General features: G+C 66.6%; 25 protein-coding genes. 9 read left to right on the top strand and 16 right to left on the bottom strand.

Features of this window, described 5'->3' with window-relative positions:
- Positions 1-14: 14 nt before the first annotated feature.
- Positions 15-1,844 carry an ABC transporter permease gene (locus ACN9MV_RS00320; protein WP_426390975.1) on the bottom strand — a complete coding sequence of 610 codons (1,830 nt, stop codon included), beginning with the start codon at positions 1,842-1,844 and terminating at the stop codon, positions 15-17.
- A gap of 3 nt (positions 1,845-1,847) precedes the next feature.
- Positions 1,848-3,029, bottom strand: coding sequence for an ABC transporter substrate-binding protein (locus ACN9MV_RS00315; RefSeq protein ID WP_093057099.1), 1,182 nt, complete (start codon positions 3,027-3,029; stop codon positions 1,848-1,850).
- 156 nt (positions 3,030-3,185) lie between these two features.
- On the opposite strand from ACN9MV_RS00315, the gene ACN9MV_RS00310 reads away from it, so the two are divergent.
- Complete coding sequence (locus ACN9MV_RS00310) at positions 3,186-3,824, top strand: GDSL-type esterase/lipase family protein (protein ID WP_097197523.1); 639 nt, start codon at positions 3,186-3,188, stop codon at positions 3,822-3,824.
- Here the strand turns inward: ACN9MV_RS00310 and ACN9MV_RS00305 are convergent, their stop codons facing one another.
- The 4 genes from ACN9MV_RS00305 to ACN9MV_RS00290 form a co-directional block, all read right to left on the bottom strand.
- Positions 3,825-4,340, bottom strand: a complete 516-nt coding sequence (locus ACN9MV_RS00305) for a class IV adenylate cyclase (RefSeq protein ID WP_097197524.1) — start codon at positions 4,338-4,340, stop codon at positions 3,825-3,827. It abuts the gene before it with no gap.
- A gap of 105 nt (positions 4,341-4,445) precedes the next feature.
- Entirely contained in the window at positions 4,446-4,808 is a 363-nt protein-coding gene (locus tag ACN9MV_RS00300; protein WP_097197525.1) for a hypothetical protein, read from the bottom strand.
- Positions 4,805-5,410 carry a cob(I)yrinic acid a,c-diamide adenosyltransferase gene (locus tag ACN9MV_RS00295; RefSeq protein ID WP_426390974.1) on the bottom strand — a complete coding sequence of 202 codons (606 nt, stop codon included), beginning with the start codon at positions 5,408-5,410 and terminating at the stop codon, positions 4,805-4,807. Before ACN9MV_RS00295 ends, ACN9MV_RS00300 begins: the two co-directional genes overlap by 4 nt.
- 14 nt (positions 5,411-5,424) lie before the next feature.
- Entirely contained in the window at positions 5,425-5,925 is a 501-nt protein-coding gene (locus ACN9MV_RS00290) for a DinB family protein (protein WP_426390973.1), read from the bottom strand.
- Between the two features lie 72 nt (positions 5,926-5,997).
- Between ACN9MV_RS00290 and ACN9MV_RS00285 the strand changes: the two genes are divergently transcribed.
- Positions 5,998-7,422, top strand: coding sequence for an FAD-binding oxidoreductase (locus tag ACN9MV_RS00285; protein WP_426390972.1), 1,425 nt, complete (start codon positions 5,998-6,000; stop codon positions 7,420-7,422).
- Positions 7,423-7,510: 88 nt separating this feature from the next.
- On the opposite strand, the gene ACN9MV_RS00280 is transcribed toward ACN9MV_RS00285, so the two are convergent.
- The 9 genes from ACN9MV_RS00280 to ACN9MV_RS00240 all read right to left on the bottom strand — a co-directional run bounded on the left by ACN9MV_RS00280 (position 7,511) and on the right by ACN9MV_RS00240 (position 15,616).
- Entirely contained in the window at positions 7,511-8,416 is a 906-nt protein-coding gene (locus ACN9MV_RS00280) for a CsgG/HfaB family protein (protein ID WP_093057105.1), read from the bottom strand.
- Between the two features lie 115 nt (positions 8,417-8,531).
- On the bottom strand, positions 8,532-9,494 hold the full coding sequence (locus ACN9MV_RS00275) for a ParB/RepB/Spo0J family partition protein (RefSeq protein ID WP_093057106.1): 963 nt from the start codon (positions 9,492-9,494) through the stop codon (positions 8,532-8,534).
- Positions 9,494-10,039, bottom strand: a complete 546-nt coding sequence (locus ACN9MV_RS00270; RefSeq protein WP_426390971.1) for an RBBP9/YdeN family alpha/beta hydrolase — start codon at positions 10,037-10,039, stop codon at positions 9,494-9,496. The genes ACN9MV_RS00275 and ACN9MV_RS00270 overlap by 1 nt, the downstream gene beginning before the upstream one ends.
- A 42-nt stretch (positions 10,040-10,081) precedes the next feature.
- Positions 10,082-10,996 carry a ParA family protein gene (locus ACN9MV_RS00265; protein WP_093057108.1) on the bottom strand — a complete coding sequence of 305 codons (915 nt, stop codon included), beginning with the start codon at positions 10,994-10,996 and terminating at the stop codon, positions 10,082-10,084.
- Between the two features lie 19 nt (positions 10,997-11,015).
- Positions 11,016-11,630, bottom strand: coding sequence for a LysE family transporter (locus tag ACN9MV_RS00260; RefSeq protein ID WP_426390970.1), 615 nt, complete (start codon positions 11,628-11,630; stop codon positions 11,016-11,018).
- A 126-nt stretch (positions 11,631-11,756) separates the two neighbouring features.
- Positions 11,757-12,410 carry a 16S rRNA (guanine(527)-N(7))-methyltransferase RsmG gene (gene rsmG, locus ACN9MV_RS00255; protein WP_426390969.1) on the bottom strand — a complete coding sequence of 218 codons (654 nt, stop codon included), beginning with the start codon at positions 12,408-12,410 and terminating at the stop codon, positions 11,757-11,759.
- Positions 12,407-14,368: a tRNA uridine-5-carboxymethylaminomethyl(34) synthesis enzyme MnmG gene (gene mnmG / locus ACN9MV_RS00250; protein ID WP_426390968.1), complete on the bottom strand. Its 1,962-nt coding sequence runs from the start codon at positions 14,366-14,368 to the stop codon at positions 12,407-12,409. Before mnmG ends, rsmG begins: the two co-directional genes overlap by 4 nt.
- Positions 14,369-14,543: 175 nt before the next feature.
- Entirely contained in the window at positions 14,544-15,431 is an 888-nt protein-coding gene (locus ACN9MV_RS00245; RefSeq protein WP_426390967.1) for a transglutaminase-like domain-containing protein, read from the bottom strand.
- On the bottom strand, positions 15,431-15,616 hold the full coding sequence (locus tag ACN9MV_RS00240; protein WP_013538518.1) for a DUF1328 family protein: 186 nt from the start codon (positions 15,614-15,616) through the stop codon (positions 15,431-15,433). The genes ACN9MV_RS00245 and ACN9MV_RS00240 overlap by 1 nt, the downstream gene beginning before the upstream one ends.
- Positions 15,617-15,801: 185 nt before the next feature.
- Between ACN9MV_RS00240 and gstA the strand changes: the two genes are divergently transcribed.
- From gstA to ACN9MV_RS00205, 7 genes are all read left to right on the top strand, one after another.
- A complete protein-coding gene (gstA, locus tag ACN9MV_RS00235) occupies positions 15,802-16,410 on the top strand; it encodes a glutathione transferase GstA (protein WP_093076490.1) in 609 nt (202 codons plus the stop codon).
- A gap of 155 nt (positions 16,411-16,565) precedes the next feature.
- Positions 16,566-17,348 carry an enoyl-CoA hydratase/isomerase family protein gene (locus tag ACN9MV_RS00230; protein ID WP_426390966.1) on the top strand — a complete coding sequence of 261 codons (783 nt, stop codon included), beginning with the start codon at positions 16,566-16,568 and terminating at the stop codon, positions 17,346-17,348.
- Entirely contained in the window at positions 17,345-19,159 is a 1,815-nt protein-coding gene (locus tag ACN9MV_RS00225; RefSeq protein WP_426390965.1) for an acyclic terpene utilization AtuA family protein, read from the top strand. Before ACN9MV_RS00230 ends, ACN9MV_RS00225 begins: the two co-directional genes overlap by 4 nt.
- Before the next feature lie 85 nt (positions 19,160-19,244).
- A complete protein-coding gene (locus tag ACN9MV_RS00220; RefSeq protein WP_093057115.1) occupies positions 19,245-20,348 on the top strand; it encodes an alkene reductase in 1,104 nt (367 codons plus the stop codon).
- A 62-nt stretch (positions 20,349-20,410) separates the two neighbouring features.
- Complete coding sequence (locus ACN9MV_RS00215; protein ID WP_093174688.1) at positions 20,411-20,896, top strand: RidA family protein; 486 nt, start codon at positions 20,411-20,413, stop codon at positions 20,894-20,896.
- Positions 20,893-21,348 carry a GNAT family N-acetyltransferase gene (locus ACN9MV_RS00210; RefSeq protein WP_426390964.1) on the top strand — a complete coding sequence of 152 codons (456 nt, stop codon included), beginning with the start codon at positions 20,893-20,895 and terminating at the stop codon, positions 21,346-21,348. The genes ACN9MV_RS00215 and ACN9MV_RS00210 overlap by 4 nt, the downstream gene beginning before the upstream one ends.
- Positions 21,349-21,353: 5 nt before the next feature.
- The gene (locus ACN9MV_RS00205; RefSeq protein ID WP_426393224.1) at positions 21,354-22,112 is read left to right on the top strand and encodes a VOC family protein; all 759 of its coding nucleotides are present in this window, start codon (positions 21,354-21,356) and stop codon (positions 22,110-22,112) included.
- Here the strand turns inward: ACN9MV_RS00205 and ACN9MV_RS00200 are convergent.
- The gene (locus ACN9MV_RS00200; protein WP_176928844.1) at positions 22,109-23,515 is read right to left on the bottom strand and encodes a sensor histidine kinase; all 1,407 of its coding nucleotides are present in this window, start codon (positions 23,513-23,515) and stop codon (positions 22,109-22,111) included. The two genes, ACN9MV_RS00205 and ACN9MV_RS00200, sit on opposite strands and share 4 nt — an antisense overlap.
- Between the last annotated feature and the right edge of the window lie 6 nt (positions 23,516-23,521).

Below are 23,521 nucleotides of genomic sequence, written 5' to 3'. Positions count from 1 at the left end.
GGTGTGGTGTTCTTTCAGACGGTGCCCAGCAGGCCTTGCGGGCGGAAGCGGATCAAGAGAAGCAGCGCGACGCCGTAGATCAGCATGCGGTACTCGGCCGTCACGCGGAACAACTCTGGCAGGCTCACGAGCGCGACCGCGCCGAGCAGAGCGCCGCTGATGTTCCCGAGCCCGCCGAGGATCACCATCGTCAGCGCGAGGATCGAGATCTGCGAGCCGAAGGTCTCGTGGTTGATGTACGAGTACATGTGCGCAGTGAAGGCACCGCTCACGCCGGCCGCGAAACCGCCGAAGCCGAAGGCCAGCGCCTTGTAGCGGTCGGGGCTCACGCCGTAGGCGCGCGCGGCCACTTCGTCTTCGCGCACCGCGCGGAAGGTGCGGCCCAGGTGCGAGCGCAGCAGGCGCCATTGCAGCAAGGCCAGCAGCACCATCGCGCCGAAAGACGCCCAGTAGACGGCCTCGTTCGACGATGCATCGCGCCCGAACAGCGAGAGCGGCAGAATGCCCGAGACGCCGATGGGCCCGTGCGTGAGGCTTTCCCAGTTGAGGATGGTGAGCGCCACGATCTCGCCGATGCCGAGCGTGGCAATCGATACATAGTGGCCACGCAGCCTGAAGGCAGGGAAGATCAGCGCAGTACCGATCAGAGAGGTGAGGATGCCCGCGAGCACGATGCCCGTGCCGACCGGCAGGTGCAGGTCGAGCACCAGCAGCGACGATGCATACGCGCCGATGGCCAGCAGCCCCGCATGACCCAGCGAGATCTGTCCGATGGTGCCGGCAACGAGCGTGAGGCTCAACGCGAGCGCACCGTAGAGCCACGCATTGGTGAGCGTCTGCAGCAGGTACGGCGATGGATCGAAGAGCGGCAACGCCACCGCCGCTACAAACAACGCAAGGAGCAGACGCCGCGGCACATGCCACGGCTTGCTCGGTGCAATGAAGGTGCCCGTCAGCGGCTCCGGCGGCAACGCGCGCTTGCGTCCGAACAACCCGTTGGGCTTCCACACCAGGATGACCAGCAGCAGCGCGAAGGCGAAGAGATTTCGATACGGCGTGCCGAGGATCGCCACGCCATAGCTTTCGATCAGCCCCAGCAGCAGGCTGCCGACGATGGCGCCCGGCACGTTGCCCACGCCGCCGACCACGGTGGCCACCACGCCCTTGAGCGTGGCCTGGAAGCTCATCGCCGGGCTGATGTTGTTGTAGTACATGCCCACCAGCAGGCCCGAGAGACCGCCAAGCGCGGCGGCGATGGCGAACACGGTCTGGTTCACGCGGTCGACGTCCACGCCCATCTGCTGGGCCGCGTCGCGGTCTTGCGCGGTGGCGCGCACGGCCCAGCCGAGCTTCGTGAAACGCAGGAAGACGAACAGCACGGCCGCGCTCGCGATGCCGATGCCCGCGATCAGGATGTCGAGCGCGCCGATGGTGCCGGTGCCGATCTGCAGGCGCCAGTCGGGCAGCTGCGTGGGCAGCGAGCGCGGGTCTGGGCTGAACACCAGCTGCACGACGATGTCGAGCACGAAACTGATGCCGATGGTCGCCAGCAGCGGCGCGATGCGTGCCGCGCCCTGCAGCGGGCGCAGGCCCACGCGCTCGATCAGCATGCCGAGCGCGCCCGAGCCGAGCACCACCAGCAGGATGGTCACCGGCAGCGGCGTGTGCAGGAAGGTGATCGACGCCCAGCCGATGTACGCGCCCACCGTGTACACCGAGCCGTGCGCGAAGTTGATGAGGTGCGAGACGCCGAAGATCAATGCGAGGCCGACCGCCAGCAACGCATAGATGTTGCCGATGATCAGGCCGTTGACGGTGTAGTCGAAAAAGGAGGTGAAGCTCATCGACTACCTGGCCACTGCCACGGCCGCCTTCTCGTCGACCTGCGCCCACTTGCCGTCCTTCACGACGAGGTTGACGCTCTTCACGCCGATCACGCGGCGCGTCTGCGGGTCGAAGCTCGCCTTGCCGAAGATCACGCTGGGCACGTCCTTGATCTTGTAGAACGCATCGCGCACGGCCTTGCGGTCGGCCTTGGGGCCCGCCTGGCGCAGCGCTGCCGCCGCGTACACCACTGCGTCGTAGGCATAGGCGTTGAAGGCATCGGGCTCCTTGCCGTACTTCGCGCGGAAGCTCTTCACGAAGTCCTGCACCTCGGCGCGCGGCTCCTCTGGATAGAAGGCGGTGTTGGTGTAGATGCCGTTCACCGCCGCGCCACCGAGCTCGATGAACTTCGGCGAATACACCGAGCCTACGGCGGCGATCGGCTGCTTGAGGCCCACGCTGCGCACCTGGCCCGCGATGAGCGCGCCGTCGGGATAGTAGGAGATGAGCACCAGCCCGTCGGGGTTGGCGTCGCGCACGCGTACCAGCGTCGAGCGGAAGTCTTTCTCGTCGGCCTGGTAGCCCTCGGCAATCGCGAGCTGCGCGCCGCGTTCCTGCGCGGCCTTCACCAGCACGTCCTTGCTGGTGCGGCCCCAGTCGGTGTTGAGGTACAGCACGGCGATGCGCTTGAAGCCCAGTGTCTTCACCGCGAGTTCGGCGAGCAGCGGCTGCGCGTCGGCCTGGCTGATCGAAGGGCTCCAGATGTAGTCGCCGCCCTTGGTGAAGTCGGGGTGCGAGTTGGTGAAGCCCAGCTGCACCAGGCCCGCGCGCTGGTAGATGGGCGAGGCGGCCATCGAGGCCGGGCTGGAGAAGTCGCCGAGCTCGATGAGCACGCGCTTGTCGTTCACCAGCTTCTGCGCAATGGCCACCGACTGGCGCGGATCGCTCTGGCTGTCCTCGAAGTTGTAGGCCAGCGGCCGGCCGTGGATGCCGCCCTGCGCGTTGATGTGTTCGAGGGCAAGGTCGAAGCCCGCCTTCCACTGCGCACCGTACTGCGCGTTCTGCCCGGTGAGCGGACCGCTCACGCCGAACCACACGGGCTCGCCGGTGGCGGGCGCGGCCCAGGCGACGACGGGCGCGGCCAGCAAGGCCATGGAGAGAGCGGCCACATGACGCAGGAAGCGGTGGCGAGTGAGCAGCGGCATGGTGTCGAACCCCGGAGATGAATGAAGGTGCAGGGCAACGATTCTTCGCCTGCGCCCACCGGCCGGGAACGAACAAAAACGGGGAGGCTTATGCGCTTTCCGAGCAAAGGGACAAGCGCCCGTGCGCCCTCAGGCTGCGTTTAAGCTGCGCGCCACATGAAGCGACGACACCTCCTCCACCTGCTGGCCGGCGTGCCTGCCATCACCCTTCTGTCGGCCTGCGGCAAGCGCAAGGCCTCGGCCACCGCGCTGAAATCCGATGCTCACGTGCTGGCCCTGGGCGACAGCCTGACCCATGGCTATGGCGCACCGCCCGACGCAGCCTGGCCCGTGAAACTGGGCGAGCTCACGGGTTGGAAGGTCGAGAACGCGGGCGTCAACGGCGACACCTCTGAAGGCGCGCTGCAGCGCTTGCCGGGCCTGCTGAGTGCCCAGAGCTACGACGCGATCCTGATCGGCATCGGCGGCAACGACATGCTGCGCGGCGTGTCGGCCACGGCCACGCGCGACAACCTCGTCGAGCTGATCACCCAGGCGCGTGCGCACACGCCCTACGTCGCAGTGCTGGCCACGCCGGCGCCCGACGCCATGCGCGCGGCCGTCGGCTCCCTCAGCGATGCGCCGTTCTATGAAGAGGTGGCGAAGTCGCAGCAGGCGCTGCTGGTCGCCAATGTGTATTCGAGCGTCCTGTCGGATTCGTCGCTGCGCTCCGACCGCATCCATGCCAATGCACGAGGCTATGAAAAGGTCGCGCAGCTTCTGGCGGATCAGCTCAAGGCTGCTGGCTGGCGCTGATCAACCGTTGATCAGATCGACGTAGGCGCCCTGCACCAGCTGGTCGGCGCCCACGCCTAGTTTCGCCATGAGCGCATGCGCCTCGGCCACACCGGCTTTGGCTGGCTCGCCTTCTTGCAGCACCACTTCGAGTTCGAGGAATTCTCCGAGGCCTTCGACACGGTCGAGATGCACACGCGTGCGGCCCACGATGAATAACCGGCGCTGCTTGCGAACCCGGCCGGCCTGTCCCCATGCGAGCGTGAGCGATTCGCGCAGCACGTCGGGCGTGCTGCAGGGCGTGATCAGGTAGAACGACTCCTTCGGTCCGGTGCTGTTCGCGCGGCGATAGAAGATCAGCTCGGCACGGTCGGGCGCGAAGGTGCGCAGCTTGAGGCGGTCGGCGCTGTCGTTGCAGCGGAAGAAGGTGTCGTCCTGCGCGATCTCGATGGGGCCCTGGTCGGCCAGCGTTAGGGCGATGCTTGCGACGCGGTCTACGCTGTCGATACGGGCCTTGATCTCGATGTTTCTTGCCATTTGTGCCTTGGAGGTTTTGTTCGGGGTGCGTGCGAATGACACCGGGTACTCCCCTCTGCGAATGTCCCCGTCGGCGTGATCGCGCCCCGAACTGACCCGCGAGGATCAAGGCGCGTTGCCCTGCGGACCGACAGGCGGCGGCGCAGCGCGACCGCTGGAACCGGGTGACAACTTGCGGCCAAAGGCCTCGCCCACGTTGCGCACCGGTCGGCTGGCCTTCTCCGACACGTTGTTCACGCCACGTCGCGTGGCAGCGTCTGCGCGGTTGACTCCGCGGCCCGCGGCGTTGGTGCCGCGCTGCACGCTGCCCACGACCTTGCCGCTGCGGGAGGGCGACTTGATGGTGTGGGCACGTTGCGCCTGGGGCGGGTTGTCCGCGCTCTGGGCTTGTGCACCGGCTGGCAGCCACAGCGCGGCAGCCATCGTCACGGCGAGCGAGGTGCGAAGGGTGTCGATCGGGAATTTCATGAGGCCTCCTTGGTGTCGGTGTCGTCTGCTTCGGCTTCTGCAGCGGCTGCGCGTGCCATGCGCTCGCTCTTCCAGTAGACGTCGTCGCCGCCGTTCATTCGGTTGAGCACGCGTGCAAGCACGAAGAGCAGGTCGCTAAGCCGGTTGAGATACTGGCGCAAGGCGTCGTTGAGTTCGGCGGTGGCGCCGAGCGCAACCACCGCACGCTCCGCGCGCCGCGCCACCGTGCGGCACACATGCGCGAGCGAGGCCGCGCGCGTGCCAGCCGGCAAGATGAATTCGGCCAGGCGCGGCAACGCGGCGTTGTGCTCGGCCAGTGCGTTGTCGAGCTGCAGCAGCGCATCGGCCTTCAGCAACGTGAAACCCGGCATCGACAGCTCACCGCCGAGGTTGAAGAGCTGGTGCTGCACGTCGACCAGCAGCTCGCGCACGGGCTCTGGCATGGGCTCGCACAGCAGCACGCCGATCTGCGAGTTGAGTTCGTCCACGTCGCCCATCGCGTGCACGCGCAAGTGGTCTTTGGGCACGCGCGTGTTGTCGCCGAGGCCGGTGGTGCCGTCGTCGCCGGTGCGGGTGGCGATCTGGGAAAGTCGGTTGCCCATGGAGGCTCCTGTTCTTACTGATCGACGGTCGATGCGTCGATCTTGCCTGCCAGCCATTGCAGGCCTGCAAGATGCTGCTGGTCATGGCTGCAGAGGTAGTGGACGAGGCTGCGCATCGTGAGCGGGCCGTAGCCTTCGAACACCGCGGTGCGCGCGAGCTGCGCGTCGCTCAGGCTGGAGATGATTTCCATCGTCTGCACGCGCGCCATGCGGAATTCAGCCAGCACCTTCGCCGCATCGGCGGTGCCGTACGCGCGCTCGATGGCCAGCGGTTCGCTGTCGATGGAGGCGAGCGTCGGGTGCGTCTCCTGCAGCGTGCGGCGAAAGCGCACGTGGTAGCCCTCGATCTCGATGTCGCGCACATGGCAGAGCTGCTCGATGGCGGTGAAGGCCTCGCTGGGCACGCCCTCCCACGAGGGCGGCGCCCAATGCCTGTAGGCGTTGGGAATGGCCGCGTAGTGGGCCTCCAGTTGCGACGGGAAGGCCGCGAGAGCGCTGAGGGTCGTGGGGTTCATGTTTTTTCCGAAGCGCATTATGGTGCTCGCTCCGTAAAATGGCCGATCACCTCACCCGCCAGGAGACTCCCGATGAACGCCCCGACCCAAACCTCGCACCTGATGCCGGAGCTTCATCTGCGCGACGTCCCGGCCAGCCTGATCGACGGACTGAAGGCCCGCTTCGGCGCCAACTGCTCCACCGCCATGGCAGTGCGCACGCAGCACGGGCGCGACGAGTCTTCCTTCGACGCACCACCCCCCTCCGCCGTGGTGTTCGCCGAAAGCACGCAGGACGTGGCCGATGCGGTGAAGCTCGCGAGCGAGCACAGCGTGCCCGTCATTCCCTTCGGTGTGGGCTCCTCGCTCGAAGGCCACCTGCTGGCGGTGCAGGGCGGCATCAGCATCGACGTGTCGCGCATGAGCAAGGTGCTGTCGATCAACGCCGACGACCTCACGGTAACGGTGCAGCCCGGCGTCACGCGCAAGCAGCTCAACGAAGAGATCAAGAGCACGGGCCTGTTCTTCCCCATCGACCCGGGCGCCGACGCCTCCATCGGCGGCATGACGGCCACGCGCGCCAGCGGCACGAACGCGGTGCGCTACGGCACGATGCGCGAGAACGTACTGGCGCTCGAAGTGGTCACTGCTGCCGGCGAGGTCATCCGCACCGGCACGCGCGCGAAGAAGTCGTCGGCCGGCTATGACCTCACGCGCCTCATGGTGGGCAGCGAAGGCACGCTGGGCGTGGTCACCGAGATCACGCTGCGCGTCTACCCGCTGCCCGAGGCGGTGTCGGCGGCGATCTGCTCGTTCCCGAGCATCGAGGCCGCGGTGCGCACGACCATCGAGACCATCCAGCTGGGCGTGCCAATCGCGCGCGTCGAGCTGATCGACGTGAACACGGTGCGCATGGTCAATGCCTACGCCAAGCTGAACCTGCGCGAAGAGCCGATGCTGCTGATGGAATTCCACGGCTCGCCCGCCGGCGTGAAGGAACAGGCTGAGACGGTGCAGGAGCTCGCGAGCGGCCATGGCGGCAACGCATTCGAATGGGCCAGCACACCCGAAGAGCGCACGCGCCTGTGGACCGCGCGGCACAACAGCTACTTCGCGGCGGTGCAGTCGCGCCCCGGCTGCCGCGTGATCTCGACCGACACCTGCGTGCCGATCTCGCGCCTGGCCGATTGCCTGCTCGATTCGGTGGCCGAGGCCGATGCGAGCGGCATTCCGTACTTCCTCGTCGGCCATGTGGGCGACGGCAATTTCCACTTCGGCTATCTGCTCGACCCGAACATTCCCGAAGAGCGCGTGAAGGCCGAAGAGCTGAACCACGCGCTGGTGAGCCGCGCGCTGGCGCTCGAAGGCACCTGCACCGGCGAGCATGGCGTGGGGCTGCACAAGATGGACTTCCTGGTCACCGAAGCGGGCGTGGGTGCGATCGACATGATGCGCACGATCAAGCGCGCGCTCGACCCGAAGAACATCATGAACCCGGGCAAGATCTTCAGCCTCTGACCCGTTCGTTCAGGCGTTCAATGAAAAAGCCCGGCGGCTCGCAAGAGCGCCGGGCTTCTTTGATTTGCTTGCGGCAGCTGCCGCGCGATCAGTTGGTGCTGTTGCTGCGGCGGCGTGCCGGTGCCTTCTCCGCGGGCACATAGGTCTGCGACGGCGCAGCGCCGCCATCCACGCCCAGACGCCCACCACCACCAAGGCCCTGGCCACGCACCGTCTGCGCCTTGTAGTTGCGCAGCGAACGAACCATCTGGTTGAAGGCGTCCATGAAGGCTGCGGCAATCACCTTGCCCTGCGCCGTGTTGGTGTAGCCACCCACGCCGCCGCCACCGCTGCGACCGGCCAGCGCACCGAAAGCGCCGAAGTCGGTCTTGGAGGCGCTGCCTTCTGCGGCTGCAACCTGCACGCCCGAACGGTTGTCGATGAGGGTCAGCAGCGCGCTGGCTTCCTTGGTCTGCATGCTGCCGCCGAGGGCCGCGAGGGCTCGGCCACGGCCGCCACCCACCAGGCCGCCGAGCGCGCCGCCGACGCCGCCGGCATCGCTGTTGCTGAAGACGATTTCGGGCGACAGGCCGTAGTCGGACGCCACCATCTGGCCGCGACCGAAGTTGCTGCCGCCGCGCATTTCACCCGACTGCTGCAGCGCGCGTTCGCGCGTCATGGCGTTCATGCCGGCCGCGCCGCGCTCGACCACGATGAAGCAGTTCGATTGCTGCACCAGCAGGCGCAGCAGGTTGGCCGTGGGCGGCAGCTTGTATTCGCCTGTGAGGATGGTGTACCAGCCAGCGCTCTGGTTCTCGATCAGAGAGACCGTGCCGAGCGGCGATTCGCAACGCTCGAGCTGGCTGCTCGCGTTGTCGGTGGCGCCGCCTGCGGCGCTGCCGGTGGCCATGGTCTTGGCCGACTGGCTGCCCATTTGCATGTCGGTCGTGGCGCAACCGGTGAGGAGAACTGCGCCGACGGCAATGGCCGCGAGCGGGAACTTGGTGAGCTGCATGGTGGACTCCCTCTGTTTGTTCAGAGATCTGGGATTGAAAAAACCAGCGGTCGAGGATACGCGCAAAGGATTGCAGGAATCAATCAAACGAACGCCAGCCCCCGAGTTCACAACACTAGGCCGTTCGGCGGATGCGCTCGATCAATCCGTTGAGTGCTTCGATGGAGCCGAAGTGGATGGCGAGCTCGCCGCTTTCCTCGATGCGGCCGCCGCGCTTGCTGCGCTTCTTGATGCGCACCTCGACCTCGGCGGTGAGCAGGTCGGCCAGTTCTTCTTCCACGCGCTGCAGGTCGCGCGACTTTTCGCCGTCGTTGCCGCGGCGCGAGGGCGTGAGCGTGAACTCGGCCGCGAGCTTCTTTACCAGCGCCTCGGCTTCACGCACCGACATCTTCTTGGCCGCAATCTGGTTGGCCGCCGTGATCTGCGTGCCACGGTCCAGCGACAGCAGGGCGCGGGCGTGGCCCATGTCGATGTCGCCGGCCATCAGCATCTGCTGTGCGGGCTCGGCCAGATTCAACAGGCGCAGCAGGTTGCTCGCCGCGCTGCGCGAACGACCCACGGCCTGTGCGGCCTGCTCGTGAGTGAGCCCAAACTCGTTCACCAGGCGTTGCAGGCCTTGGGCCTCTTCCAGCGGGTTGAGGTCTTCACGCTGGATGTTCTCGATGAGCGACATCGCCGCGGCGGCTTCGTTGGGCACGTCGCGCACCAGCACTGGAACGCTGTCGAGGCCAGCGAGCCTGGCGGCGCGAAAGCGGCGTTCGCCCGCGATGATTTCGTACTCGGCGTTCTTGGCGGCTGCCGATTCGGCGTCGAGCCGGCGCACCAGGATCGGCTGCATGATGCCCTGCGCCTTGATGCTCTCGGCCAGCTCGTAGAGCGCGCCTTCGTCCATGCGTGTGCGCGGCTGGTAGACGCCGGCCACCATCTGGTCGAGCATCAGCGTCGTCGGGTTCCTCTGTGCGCCGCCCTCTTCCGAGCCCGAATTGCCGCCATTGCCGTTGTCAGCGGAAGGCGCGGCCGTCGGGCCGAGCAGCGCTTCGAGGCCGCGGCCCAGGCCCTTGGGTTTCTTGGTCGCCATCAGTTCTTTTCTTTCGAGATTTCGTTCAGGAGTTTCCGGCCCTCGGGCCAGTCGCCCAGGCCGGATTCGGCATTCAGGTGGCCGCCCGGGCCGGCATCGATGAAGCGTGCGCCCCAGTCTTTGGCAAGCTGCTGCGAGCGCGAGGCTTCGCAGTACGGGTCGTCGTTGGCGGCGATCAGCACCGCCGGGAACGGCAGCGGCTTGCGCACGATCGGCGCCCAGCCGGGAATCAGCTGGCGCAGGTTGTCGCTCTCGACGTCGCCCGGCGCGACCAGCAGCGCGCCGCGCACTTTGTGCGTGTTGCGCGAGTGCGCAGCCCACGCGGCAACGAGGATGCAGCCGAGGCTGTGCGCCGCAAAAGCCACAGGGCCGGGCGAGGCCAGCACTTCTTCTTCGAGCCGCGCGGACCAGTCGCCGCGCAGCGGGCGCATCCACTCGTGCTGATCGACGCGGCGGTCGCCGTACACCGACTCCCAGCGGGTTTGCCAATGGCCGGGGCCGCTGTTCTGCCAACCGGGCAGCAGCAGGATGCGCGGAGTTGTCATTTGCTACGAACTTGATAGCACCTTGCCGAGCAGCGGCAAGCGTCAGGCATTGTTTTCACTGGTGGAGTCGGATGCGGGCGCGGGTGCCATCACGTCATCGGGAATGGGCAGATCCGGTGCGATGCGCGTGACCGGCGCAATCGGCGGCGCCACCGCACCCGAAGCAAAGGCGCTCGCGGGCGGCATCTTGTCGACCAGCTCCTGAGCGAAGGCGATGAAAGCCTGGCTACCGCGGGCGGCCGGGTCGAACACCACGCCCGGCAGTCCGTAGCTGGGCGCCTCGGCCAGCCGCACATTGCGCGGGATCACCGTGTCGAACACCTTGTCGCCGAAGTGGGACTTGAGCTGCTCGCTCACCTGCTGCTGCAGCGTGATGCGCGGATCGAACATCACGCGAAGCAGGCCGATGATCTGCAGGTTCTTGTTGAGGTTGGCGTGTACCTGCTTGATGGTGTTGACCAGGTCGGTCAGGCCTTCGAGCGCAAAGTACTCGCACTGCATCGGCACGATCACGCCGTGGGCGGCGCACAGGCCGTTGAGGGTCAGCAGGCTCAAGCTCGGCGGGCAATCGATCAGCACGAAGTCGTACTCGGCGCCGACCGCGGCCAGCGCGGTGCGCAGGCGCTTTTCGCGACGGTCGAGCGCAACCATTTCGACTTCGGCACCCGCCAGTTCGCGGTTGGCGCCCAGCACGTCGTAGCCGCAACCGCCCTCCACCAACTTGTCGGCCTTGACCCGGGCTTCGGCCACCGAGGCCGATTCGAGCAGCACGTCGTACACCGTCAGCTCCAGCTGGCGCTTGTCGATGCCCGAGCCCATGGTGGCATTGCCCTGCGGGTCGAGGTCGATCATCAGCACGCGCTGGCCGACCTTGGCCAGGCCGGCCGCGAGGTTGACGGTGGTGGTGGTCTTGCCGACGCCGCCCTTTTGGTTGGCAATACAGAAAATCTTGGCCATGTCAGTACCGGAGGATCGATCAGCGCGAGATTGCGAGCTTGACGCCGAAGGCGATCAAAAAGGTGCCGGCAAGCTTCTCGAGCGTGGCGGAAATGCGGGGATTCGCACGGATGCGCTCGGCCAGGAAGTGCGTGAGCAGTGTCGAGGTCAGGCCGTACAGGAAGGTCAGCGCAGCAATCGTCACCGCCATCGCGCCGAAAGTGATCAGGCCTTGGTGGCGGGCCGGGTCGACGAACAGCGGGAAGAAGGCCATGTAGAACACGATCGCCTTGGGATTCAGCAGGGTGATGGTGAAGGCTTGGCGCAGGAAATGGCTGGGCTTGATGTCGAGGATGGGCGCCGAGCCGGACTTGGCCAGCAACATCTTGAGGCCCAGCCACGCCAGGTAGGCGGCGCCCAGCCACTGCACTGCCTTGAAAGCGGTCGGGTAAGCGGCCAGCACGGCCGACACACCAGCCACCGCCGCCCACATCAGGCACTGGTCACCAATGATCAGGCCAGCTGTTGCGGCCAGTCCTCCACGGATGCCGCCTTTGCTCGTCGAGGTAATCAGCGCCAGATTGCCCGGGCCGGGAATCAGAAGGAACAGGACGATGGCGGCGACGAATGCGCCGTAGTCAGCGATGCCGAACATGGGATTTGCCTCGAAAAAGCGAGTCGGAAAAGGGACCGGAGGGAGGCATCGAGTCTAAGCGAGCACACCGCCGCGAGGATCGTTCGGACACCGGCTTTTACCGGTGTCGCCGCTTCATTTGCGGATTCAGGCGCCGATTTCAGCTGCTTCTTTGCGCGCCCAGACGATGCAACGCTCGGCATCCAAGCCGGGAACCGTCAGTTGTTCCACGTGAAACACTGCCACGTCTTTTGGCAAAGCGGCGAGTTCGTCGGTCGGAACTTTGCCCTTCATGGCGAGCCAGACACCACCGGGTGCGAGCAGATTCATCGAACCGTTGAAGAAATCCGGCAGCGACGCGAAGGCGCGCGAGCTGATGACTTCGTAGCTGCCGACCAGAGATTCAACCCGGGCGTGCAATCCCCGAAGGTTCGTGAGCTCCAGTTCGGCTGCCACTTGCTGGACGAAAGCCGCCTTCTTGGCGACCGCATCGAGGCAGCTCACCTCAAGATCAGGCCGCATGATGGCGATCACCACACCCGGCAAGCCACCGCCAGAACCCACGTCCAGCAGCTTGCCCTTCCCTGCCCACTCGCGCTGCAGCGGCGCGACTGCCGCCAGACTGTCGAGCAAGTGGTGCGTCAGCACGCTTGCCGGATCGCGCAGCGCCGTCAGGTTGTAGACCTTGTTCCACTTGAGCATCAACGTGCCGTAGGCCAGCAGCTGTTCACCTTGAAGATCGGACAGTGCCACGCCCATGGCGGCTGCGCCGGCGCGCAGCGTATCGATCTGCGCCGTCATTCCGCGGACTGCGGCTCGGTGGCTGCTTCCGTGGTGGCGGTATCGCGGGCGAAGGCCTTGTGGCCGCCCTTGCGCAGATGGATCATCAACAAGGAGATGGCGGCAGGCGTCACACCGGAGATGCGCGAGGCCAGGCCCAGCGTTTCCGGCCGGTGCTTGTCCAGCTTCTGCCGCACCTCGAAACTCAGTGCCTTGACCTGACCGTAGTCGAAATCAGCCGGCAGCTTCAGGTTCTCGAAGTGCGCGGCCCGCTCCACTTCGTCGTGCTGACGCTCGATGTAGCCAGAGTACTTGGCCGAGATCTCGATCTGCTCGATCTCGGTTTCGCTCAGCGCCGTCTGGGCACCATACTTGCCGCCGTCCAGCGACATCAGCGTTTCGTAGTTCACGTCGGGCCGGCGCAGCAGGTCGGCCAGGTTGTATTCGTGGTCGATGGCCTTGCCCAGTACCCGCTCCGACTCGGCGGCCGGCAGGTTGCGCGGGTTCACCCAGATCGACTTGAGCCGCTCTGTTTCACGTGAAACAGCGTCGCGCTTGCGGCTGAAAGCGTCCCAGCGCGCGTCGTCTACCAAGCCCAGCTTGCGCCCTGCTTCCGTCAGGCGCATGTCGGCGTTGTCCTCGCGCAGCTGCAGGCGGAATTCCGCGCGGCTCGTGAACATGCGGTACGGCTCGGTCACGCCCTTTGTAATCAGGTCGTCGACGAGCACGCCCAAGTAGGCTTCGTCACGGCGCGGCAGCCAGGCATCTTCGCCACGGCATTGCAGCGCAGCATTGATGCCGGCGAACAGGCCTTGGGCAGCGGCTTCTTCATAGCCGGTCGTGCCGTTGATCTGTCCGGCAAAGAACAGGCCCTTGACCGAGCGGGTCTCGAAGCTGCTCTTGAGCTCGCGCGGATCGAAGTAGTCGTACTCGATGGCGTAGCCCGGCCGCAGGATGTGCGCGTTCTCCAGCCCAGGCATCGAGCGCACCAGCTGGTACTGGATGTCGAACGACAGGCTCGTCGAGATCCCGTTCGGGTAGTACTCGTTGGTCGTCAGGCCTTCAGGCTCGAGAAAGATCTGGTGGCTTTCCTTGTCGGCAAAGCGGTTGATCTTGTCTTCCACGCTCGGGCAGTAGCGCGGACCCACGCCGTCGATCTTGCCGGTGAACATCGGGCTGCGGTCGAAGCCGGAGCGGATGATCTCGTGCGTGCGCGCGTTGGTGTGAGTAATCCAGCAGGGCATTTGCTGCGGATGCATGTCCGCGCGGCCCATGAAGCTGAACACCGGCATCGGCCCTGCCCCACCGGGCATGCCGTCGCCGGGCTGCTCGGTGCACTTCGAAAAATCGATGCTGCGGCCGTCGAGCCGTGGCGGCGTCCCGGTCTTGAGCCGGCCTTGCGGCAGCTTCAGTTCCTTGAGCCGCGCCGACAGGCTGATCGCCGGCGGATCACCCGCGCGTCCAGCCTGGTAGTTGTCGAGGCCGACATGGATGCGGCCATCGAGAAAAGTACCCGCCGTCAGCACCACGGTACGGGCACGGAATGCGATGCCCACCTGCGTGACGGCACCGACCACGCGATCGCCCTCCACCATCAGGTCGTCGACGGCTTGCTGGAACAGACTCAGGTTCGGCTGGTTCTCCAGCCGATGGCGAATGGCGGCCTTGTACAGAACCCGATCCGCCTGCGCGCGAGTGGCGCGCACCGCCGGGCCCTTGCTCGAATTGAGAATTCGGAACTGGATGCCGGCCTCGTCGGTGGCAATCGCCATCGCACCGCCGAGCGCATCGACCTCCTTCACCAGATGGCCCTTGCCGATACCGCCGATCGACGGGTTGCAGCTCATCTGCCCCAACGTCTCGATGTTGTGGGAGAGCAGCAGCGTCTTGGCGCCCATGCGCGCAGCGGCGAGCGCGGCTTCGGTGCCGGCATGGCCACCGCCGACGACGATCACGTCGAATTCTTCGGGGTACAGCATTTGAAATGGGGAGCGCACAACTGACGCGTGCGCGGCGCAAAAGGGGCACTGATTTTAATCGTCCAGGCCGATCTGCGCCCTTTGTGTGGACAAGCTAGAGGGCCATGCCAAATTACCCGCCAATGCCCACGGAGCCTCGATAGTTTGCTATATATTTCATAGCAAACTATCCGCGTCAGCCCGTCGCTTCGGCCACCTGCACCACCGGCACAGGCTTCTCGATGCCGACCAGCGCGCCAGTCGGCGGCGGCGCCTTCGACGGTTCAAGGCTTTCATCCTGCAGCTCGCGAACGACGAGCTTCTTGTCCGTCATGCGCACGTTGCCGAAGATCGTGCAGAAGGCCACGTCCTTCGCGTCGCGCCCAGTGCCCACGCGCACCACCCGGTCGACTGGCGCCATGCGCGTCGGATCGAACAGCACCCACTGCCCGCCGAGCCAGGCTTCGAACACGGCGTGGAAATCCTGCGGCGGCTCGTCGAACCACACATAGCCCACCACCAGCCGCGCCGGAATGTTGAGCGCGCGGCAGAAGGTGATGCCCAGGTGCGCGAAGTCGCGGCACACGCCCGCGCGTTCCACGAACACCTCGCGCGCCGTCGTTGTCGAGTCGCTGCTGCCCGGCTCGTAGGCGATGCTCTCGTGGATCCAGTCGACGATGGCCTGCACACGGCCGATGCCCGGCGGCAGGCCGCCGAAGAGCTGCTGCGCGCAGCGCGACATCAGGTCCGACTCGCAGTAGCGCGTCGGCATCATGTAGTGCAGCACCTCGTCGGGCACTTCGCTGACCGGCACCTCTCGCAGGTCGGTCGGCACCACCACATGCGCGCGCTGCACGCTGGCCTTGTAGCGAATCTTCAGCGGCCCGGGCTTCGCGTCGAAACGGATGAAGCGGTTGCCGCTGCCCTCGTCGCAGAACACCTGCATCTCGGTCGGCGGCTCGATCGTCAGCTCCTCGCTGACGACGGCCTGCGCACCCGAGCGCGCCGCTTCGATGTTGAGCAGCATGTGGGCCGGCGCGACGACCTCGTAGCCGAGCTGCGCATCGACGTGGGAGATGTGCATCAGTCGAGCGCCTTTTTCACCGCACCCACGCCAAGCGCGGCCAGCACGACGAACAGCACAGCCAGCACCAGGAACAGGCCGAACAGCAGCTTGGCAATGCCGGCAGCCCCGGCCGCCACGCCACCGAAGCCGAGCAGGCCGGCCACGAGGGAGATGACCGCAAAAATGATCGCGTACTTCAACATCGGGTACTCCTTGCAGCAGGCCTTGCCCACCGTGCGACGCAGCTTAGGAAGCGGCCCGCTCGCGCCCGATAGTCGCCTCGCGCGTGCGGCCGTAGGACAAAAACGCGAGGCAGCCAAACCCGCTAGCATCCGCTGCGATCTCCCACAACAATCAATCAACCTCGTCATCCATTGGAGTTTTTCGAATGAAGCTGTATTACTCGCCCGGTGCCTGTTCGCTCTCGCCCCACATCGCGCTGCACGAAGCAGGCATCGCCGTCGAACCCGTGCTGGCCAGCACCAAGAGCCACAAGCTGCAGGACGGCACCGACTACTACGGCATCAACCCGCTGGGCTACGTGCCGATGCTCGAGCTCGACGACGGCACCCGCCTGCGCGAAGGCCCGGCCATCCTGCAGTACATCGCCGACCTCGCACCCATCAAGAACCTCGCGCCCGCAGCCGGCACCCTGCAGCGCTACCGCCTGCAGGAGTGGCTGACCTTCATCGGCACCGAAGTGCACAAGGGTTTCAGCCCGCTGTTCAACCCGAACATGCCCGAAGAAGCCAAGACCATCTTCAAGGACAAGCTCAAGTCGCGCTTCCAATGGCTCGACGGCGAACTGGCCAACAAGCAATACCTGATGGGCGACCACTTCAGCGTGGCCGACGGCTACCTGTTCACCGTCACCAACTGGACCAAGCCCACGGGCGTGGACATCTCCGGCTTTCCCAACGTCCAGGCCTGGCACGCACGCGTTGGCGCCCGCCCCGCGGTGCAGGATGCAATGAAGGCCGAAGGCCTGCTGAAGTAAGCCGAAGCACGCGAAAGCGTGCAGAAGCATTGAAGCGGCCGGATTCCCTCTAGGGGAAAACCCGGACTGCTTCAGCCACAAGCCGCACGATGCGGCTTTTTTTTCGGGTCACGCTACGGGCAGAACTTCAGACGACCGAAGAAGGAACCCGCGCCATGCCCGAAACCCCGCCCCCCGTCGAACTGCGCGAAGAGATGCGCGGGCCCGTCATGTGGCTCACCATCGACCGCGAAGAGCGCCGCAACGCCATCAACGGCGCAGTGCTCGCCGGCCTGAGCGACGCACTGGCCCGCGCCAACAGCGACGCCGCCGTGCGCGCCGTGGTCATCACCGGTGCCGGCACGCGCGCCTTCTGCGCCGGCGCCGACCTGCAGAGCGGCACCTCCTTCAAGTTCGACTACGCCGCGCCCTACCAGGGCTTTGCCAATCTGTTCCGCCAGGCCCGGCAATCGACCGTGCCGCTGATCGCGCGCGTCAACGGCGCATGCATGGCCGGCGGCATGGGGATCATGGCGATGTGCGACATGGCCGTGGCCAGCAGCCAGGCCGTGTTCGGCCTGCCCGAGGTGAAGGTCGGCCTCTTTCCCGCACAGGTGCTCAGCGTGCTCGGCGGCCTGCTGCCGCGCCGCGTGCTGGCCGAGATGTGCATCACCGGTGAGCCCATCACCGCCGCGCAGGCGCTCGAACTGCGGCTCGTCAACCGCGTGAGCGACGACGTCGACGAAAGCATCGACTGGCTGCTCGGCCGCATGCTCGACAAGTCGCCCGCCGCCATCCGCCGCGGCCTCTACACAATGAAGAAGATCGAGGCGATGGCCTTCGAGGAATCAATGGCCTTCACCGAAAGCCAGATCGGCCTGTTCGCACTCACCGAAGACGCCGCCGAAGGACAACTCGCCTTCCGCGAGAAGCGCAAGCCGCAATGGAGTGGCCGATGAACAGCAGCAACAACAACGAACGCGTCGTCCGCATCGGCGGCGCATCGGGCTTCTGGGGCGACAGCAGCGTGGGCGCGCCGCAACTCGTGGGCAGCAGGCAGATCGACTACCTCGTGTTCGACTACCTCGCCGAACTCACCATGTCGATCCTCGCGGGTGCCCGGCTCAAGAAGCCCGAGCTGGGCTACGCAACCGACTTCGTCTCCGTAGCGATGAAGGCAGTGCTGAAGGACGTCGTGAAACAGGGCATCCGCGTGGTGAGCAACGCTGGCGGCGTCAACCCGCAAGGCTGTGCCGATGCACTCGCGGCCCTGGCCGCCGAGCAGGGCGTTGCATTGAAGATCGCCGTGGTGAGCGGCGACGACGTGTCCCCGCAGCTGCCGCAACTGCGCCAGGCACAACCACCCGTGCGCGAACTGCAGAGCGGGGCCGCGCTGCCCGAACGCGTACTCACCGCCAACGCGTATCTCGGCGCACGGCCGATACAGGCTGCGCTCGATGCAGGTGCGCAGGTCGTCATCACCGGCCGCTGTGTCGACTCCGCCGTCACGCTCGGCGTGCTCATGCACGAATTCAAGTGGCAGCCGGACGACTTCGATCTGCTCGCGGCCGGCAGCCTCGCGGGCCACATCATCGAATGCGGCTGCCAGGCCACCGGCGGCCTGCACACCGACTGGGACACCGTGCCCGACTGGCCGAACATTGGCTATCCCATCGTCGAATGCAGCGCCGACGGCAGCTTCGTCGTCACCAAGCCGGAGGGTACCGGCGGCAAGCTCACGCCCGCGGTGGTGGGCGAGCAGATGCTCTACGAGATCGGCGACCCCGCGGCGTACCTGCTGCCCGACGTGGTGGCCGACTTCACGCAGGTGCGCATCGAGCAGGCCGGCGAGCACCGCGTGCGTGTGCACGGCGCGCGCGGCCATGCGCCGACCGCGAGCTACAAGGTCAGCACCACGTATGTCGACGGCTTCAAGACGGCGGCGCAACTCACCATTGTGGGCTTCAATGCGGTGGCCAAGGCGAAGCGCACGGGCGAAGCCATCCTCGCGCGCACGGGCACGCTGTTCTCGCAATACGGCTTCGGGCCGTACAGCGGCACGCAGCTCGAAGTGCTGGGCGCGGAGTCGTGCTACGGCCCGCACGCGCAGGCATTGCAGACGCGCGAAGCGGTGCTGCGGCTCGCAGTGACGCATCCACGCAAGGAAGCGCTGGAGCTGTTCGCACGCGAGGTCGCACCGGCGGGCACGTCGTGGGCGCCAGGCACCACGGGTGCGGGCGGCGGGCGCGCCTCGGTGTCGCCTTCGATCCGGCAATACGCGTTCCTGCTCGACAAGTCGCGGGTGGAAGCCACGGTGGCCATCGATGGGGAACGCGTCGATGTTCCGCGCAGCGAGGTTTCCGCGTCAGCCCCCATCCCATCGCCTGCCAGAGCGCCAGAAACGCATGAAGCACCCCTGGCCCCTGACGCCATCGAGGTGCCTCTCATACGCCTCGCCTGGGCTCGCAGCGGCGACAAGGGCGACACATCGAACATCGGCGTCATCGCGCGCCACCCTGCCCTGCTGCCGCTGCTGCGCGAACAGCTCACCGAAGCGCGCGTGGCCGAATGGCTCGCGCACCTCGTCAAAGGCCGCGTCACGCGCTACGAGGTGCCGGGCATCGGCGCCTTCAACTTCGTCTGCGAGCAGGCGCTGGGCGGCGGCGGCATGGCCTCGCTGCGCAACGACCCGCTCGGCAAGGGCATGGGCCAGATCCTGCTGGCCGTGCCCCTGCGCGCAAGCCCCGCGCTGCTGGCGTTGCTTGCCTAGCACCAATCGGGACAACCGTGCGACAGCAGGGTTGAGGCCGGGGGCTTAGCCTTGCGCCTCTTTCAACTTTGCTTTCGATCGCACGATGTCCACCCTTTTCGACCCCGTCCAGGCCGGCGACCTGAAGCTCGCCAACCGCATCGTGATGGCGCCGCTCACGCGCAACCGCTCGCCGAACGCGATCCCACCCGACATCGCCGCCACCTACTACGCCCAGCGCGCCAGTGCCGGCCTGCTCATCACCGAGGCCACCGCCATCAGCCACCAGGGCCAGGGCTATGCCGACGTGCCCGGCCTCTACGGCACCGAGCAGCTCGACGCCTGGAAGCGCGTGACCGACGCCGTGCACGCCAAGGGCGGCAAGATCGTCGTGCAGCTGTGGCACGTGGGCCGCGTCTCGCACACCGAACTGCAACCCGGTGGCGGCAAGCCCGTCGCCCCCTCGGCCATCACCGCCAAGACCAAGACCGTGCTCATCAAGGAAGGCGTGCCAACCTTCGTCGAGACCTCCGAGCCGCGCGCGCTCGACGCCGGCGAATTGCCCGGCATCGTGCACGCCTACGCGGTGGCCGCGCGCAGCGCGGTCGAGACCGCCGGCTTCGACGGCGTGGAACTGCACGGCGCCAACGGCTACCTGCTCGACCAGTTCCTCAAGGACGGCAGCAACAAGCGCACCGACGACTACGGCGGCAGCATCGAGAACCGCGCCCGCCTGCTGCTCGAATCCGCGCGTGCCGTGGTCGACGCCGTCGGCGGCGGCAAGACCGGCATCCGCCTGTCGCCCGTGACGCCGGCCAACGACGTGCACGACAGCAACCCGCAGCCGCTGTTCACCTACGTGGTGAAGCAACTCGCCACGCTCAACCTCGCCTACATCCACATCATCGAAGGCGCCACCGGTGGCCCGCGCGAAATCGAAGACCGGCCCTTCGACTACGAAGCGCTTAAGGCCGCTTACCGCGAAGCCGGCGGCAAGGGTGCATGGATGGTCAACAACGGCTACGACCGCCCGCTGGCCGAAGAAGCGCTGAAGGAAGGCGACGACCTCGTGGCCTTCGGCAAGCCCTTCATCTCGAACCCCGACCTCGTGCGCCGCCTGCGCGAGAACGCACCGCTCAACGAGCTCGACAAGGCCACCATGTACGGTGGTGGCGCGAAGGGCTACACGGACTACCCCGCACTGGCGTAATCCGGAAAAGGCCATGGCAAGATGCGGCGGACGCTTTGTGTCCGCCCCAGGAGAGAAATGCCATGGCCCGCATCGAGCAACGACTGGCCGCGCTCGGCCTCGTTCTTCCACCAGCAGTGACGCCGCCACCCGGCGTCGTGCTGCCCTTTCAATTCATCCGCATCGTCGGCCGCCGCGCATTGATCTCGGGTCACGGCCCGCTCAATGCCGATGGCACCATCGCCGCGCCGCTTGGCAAGTTGGGCCGCGAACTGAGCGTCGAGCAGGGCTACACCGCCGCACGTCTCACGGGGCTCGCGATGCTCGGCAGCCTGCAGCGCGCGCTCGGCGATCTCGACCGCATCACAGCCTGGACACGCGTGTTCGGCATGGTCGCTTCGGCGCCCGGCTTCGACAAACAGCCAGCGGTGATCAACGGCTTCTCGGACCTCATCCTCGAGCTCTTCGGACCCGACATCGGCGCGCATTCGCGCAGTGCGGTGGGCATGGCCGAGCTGCCGTTCAACATACCGGTCGAGATCGAAGGCGAAGTGGAATTCGACGCATGACGACGTGGACCATCAGGCGCGCCACCGAGAGCGATGCAACATCCGTCGCCAACTGCGCCGTCGAAGCCTTCAGCCACTACATTCCGCGCCTGGGCCTCACGCCGATTCCGATGACCAGGGACTACGGCGCGGCCATCGCCAATGCGCAGGTCTGGGTCGCCACGCAGCATGGCGAGACCATCGCCGCGCTGGTGCTCGACACTACCGACGAAGGCTTCCTGATCGACGTGATCGCGGTGCTGCCGCAACACCAGGGCACCGGCGTGGGCCGCGCCCTGCTCGAGCTCGCCGAACAGGAAGCACTGCGGCAAGGCCACGACTCGATCTACCTCTTCACCAACGAGAAGATGACCGAGAACCGAGCGCTCTACGAACACATCGGCTATGTCGAATACAAGCGCCTCGCCTTCGCGGAGCGCACTCGTGTCTTCCTGCGCAAGCCATTGAAGTGACCGCCATGCAGCTGGCCCGCATCCATCACGTCGCGATCATCTGCGCCGACTACGCAGTGTCGAAGCGCTTCTACACCGAAGTGCTCGGCCTGCGCGTGATCGCCGAAAACTACCGCGCCGCGCGCGACTCGTACAAGCTCGACCTGGCACTGCCTGACGGCTCGCAGATCGAACTCTTCTCTTTCCCCGATGCGCCTGCGCGCCTCACGCGGCCCGAGGCGCAGGGGCTGCGTCACCTGTCTTTCGAGGTGCCCGACGTGCAGGCCGCGGCCGACGAACTCGCAGCACAGGGCATTGCGGTCGAGCCACTGCGCACCGATGAATTCACGGGCCGGGGCTTCACCTTCTTCGCCGATCCCGACGGCCTTCCGCTCGAACTCTACGAAGCCGCGCCCGACGACGATCTCGACGCGCTGCTGCTGAAACTCGAAGGCGCATTGCATCTTCGCGAGGTGCGCGCAAACGCCGCACGACTCGAAGAACTGCTCGACGACGACTTCCATGAACTGGGCGTCTCGGGCACGGTGTGGACGCGGGCCGCCATCATCGAAGCGCTGCGCGACGAGGCGTTTTCGCAGCGGACGATGTCGGACTTTCGCGTGCTGCGCATGGCACCTGATGTGGCGCTGGTCACCTATCGCGCGCACCGCGAAGCCATTGCGCAGCGCCCCGCCGCGGACTCGCTGCGCAGCTCGCTGTGGCAACGCCGCGCCGGCCGCTGGCGCATGGCGTTCCACCAGGGCACATCGCTCCAAACGCTCTAGATTGCCTCGCCGAACGCCACGCTCACGCGCAGTCCGGTGGGCTCGGCCGCTTCAAGCCGCAGCTCAGCCCCCAGCAACTCCGCATAGCGCGACACGATCGACAACCCCAGCCCCGAGCCCTGCCCGAGCTTCTCGCCCGCGGGCCCTTGCGCCCAGCGCTGCATCAGGGCACGTTGGGCTTCGAGCGGAATGCCAGGCCCGTCGTCGATCACGCTCAGCGTGCGGCCCGCGAGCTCGACGGTGATGGTGCGCCCGCCATAGCGCAGCGCGTTGTCGATCAGGTTGTCGAGGATGCCTTCCACCAGCGCCTCGTTGGCATGCACGACCACGCCGTCGTCGAGGCCGCGCGCACCGAGGTCGACGCCGCGTGCATCGGCACGCGCGAGGTGCCGCAGCACCGTCTGCTCGGCCAGCACGTCGAGCCGCACCGGCACTCGCTTGAGCTCGGTGCGCGCCTCCTCGGCCAGCGCCAGCGCCAGCAACTGGTCGATCAGATGGCTAGCGCGCGCCTGCCGTTCCGACACACGCTCGAGCTGCTCGCGCCACACGTTGGTGTCCTGCTGCGCGAGCCCGTACTCGGCCAGCGCGCGGATGCCGGCCAATGGCGTGCGCAGTTCGTGCGCCACGTTGCCCACGAACTCGCGCTGCGCCTGCACGCTGTTGCCCAGCCGCTCGAACAGCGAGTTGACCGCATTGCCCAGGCGCTGAAGCTCGCGCGAAGTCTGCGCCACCGCCACCGGCGACAGGTCGCGCACGTCGCGCCGGTCGAGCGCGCGCTGCAGGTCGGCGAGCGGGCGCAGGTCGCTGCGAATGCCGTACCAGAGCCAGACTGCAAGCAGGATCAGCAGCACGATCTGCGGCGCCAGCGCATAGCCCAGCAGCTGCCGTACCAGCGCGGTCCGGCTAAGCGTGGTCTGCGCAATGATCACGCGGTAGGGCATGCTGATGTCGGGCTCGGCGTCGTGTTCGAGCACCACCGCGCGCAGCGTGCCGCCTTCGTAGCGGATGTCGGAAAAGCGGTAGCGCGAGCCGTCCACCGGCAGCGGCGCCTGCAGGCCCGATTGCCCCGAGATCAGCGAGCCGTCGAGCCGCTGCACCGCGAAGTACACCTTGTCGACCTGGTCGAAGAGCACGGTGGCCACTTCGCGCGGCGTCAGCAGCAGCTCGATGCCGCGCTCACCCGCCTGCACGTTGGCCGACAGCGCATAGGCATCGTCGAGCATGCCGCGGTCGAAGGCCTGCTCGGAAAAGTAGTTGGCGATGACCAGCGCGATGACAGCACCGACCATCCACGTGAGCGCCAGCGGCACCAGCACGTTGCGCAGCACGCGCCGCGTGAGCGACGGCGCACGCACGATGGCCGCGGGTTGCGTTTCAGTCGGCTGTTGCTGCGGCTCGGTCACGCGCGG

Source organism: Variovorax sp. R-27 (assembly GCF_049913215.1).
Classification (GTDB): Bacteria; Pseudomonadota; Gammaproteobacteria; order Burkholderiales; family Burkholderiaceae_C; genus Variovorax.
The sequence above is the reverse complement of the archived record's forward strand: the minus strand, read 5'-3'. Positions and strand labels throughout refer to the sequence as shown.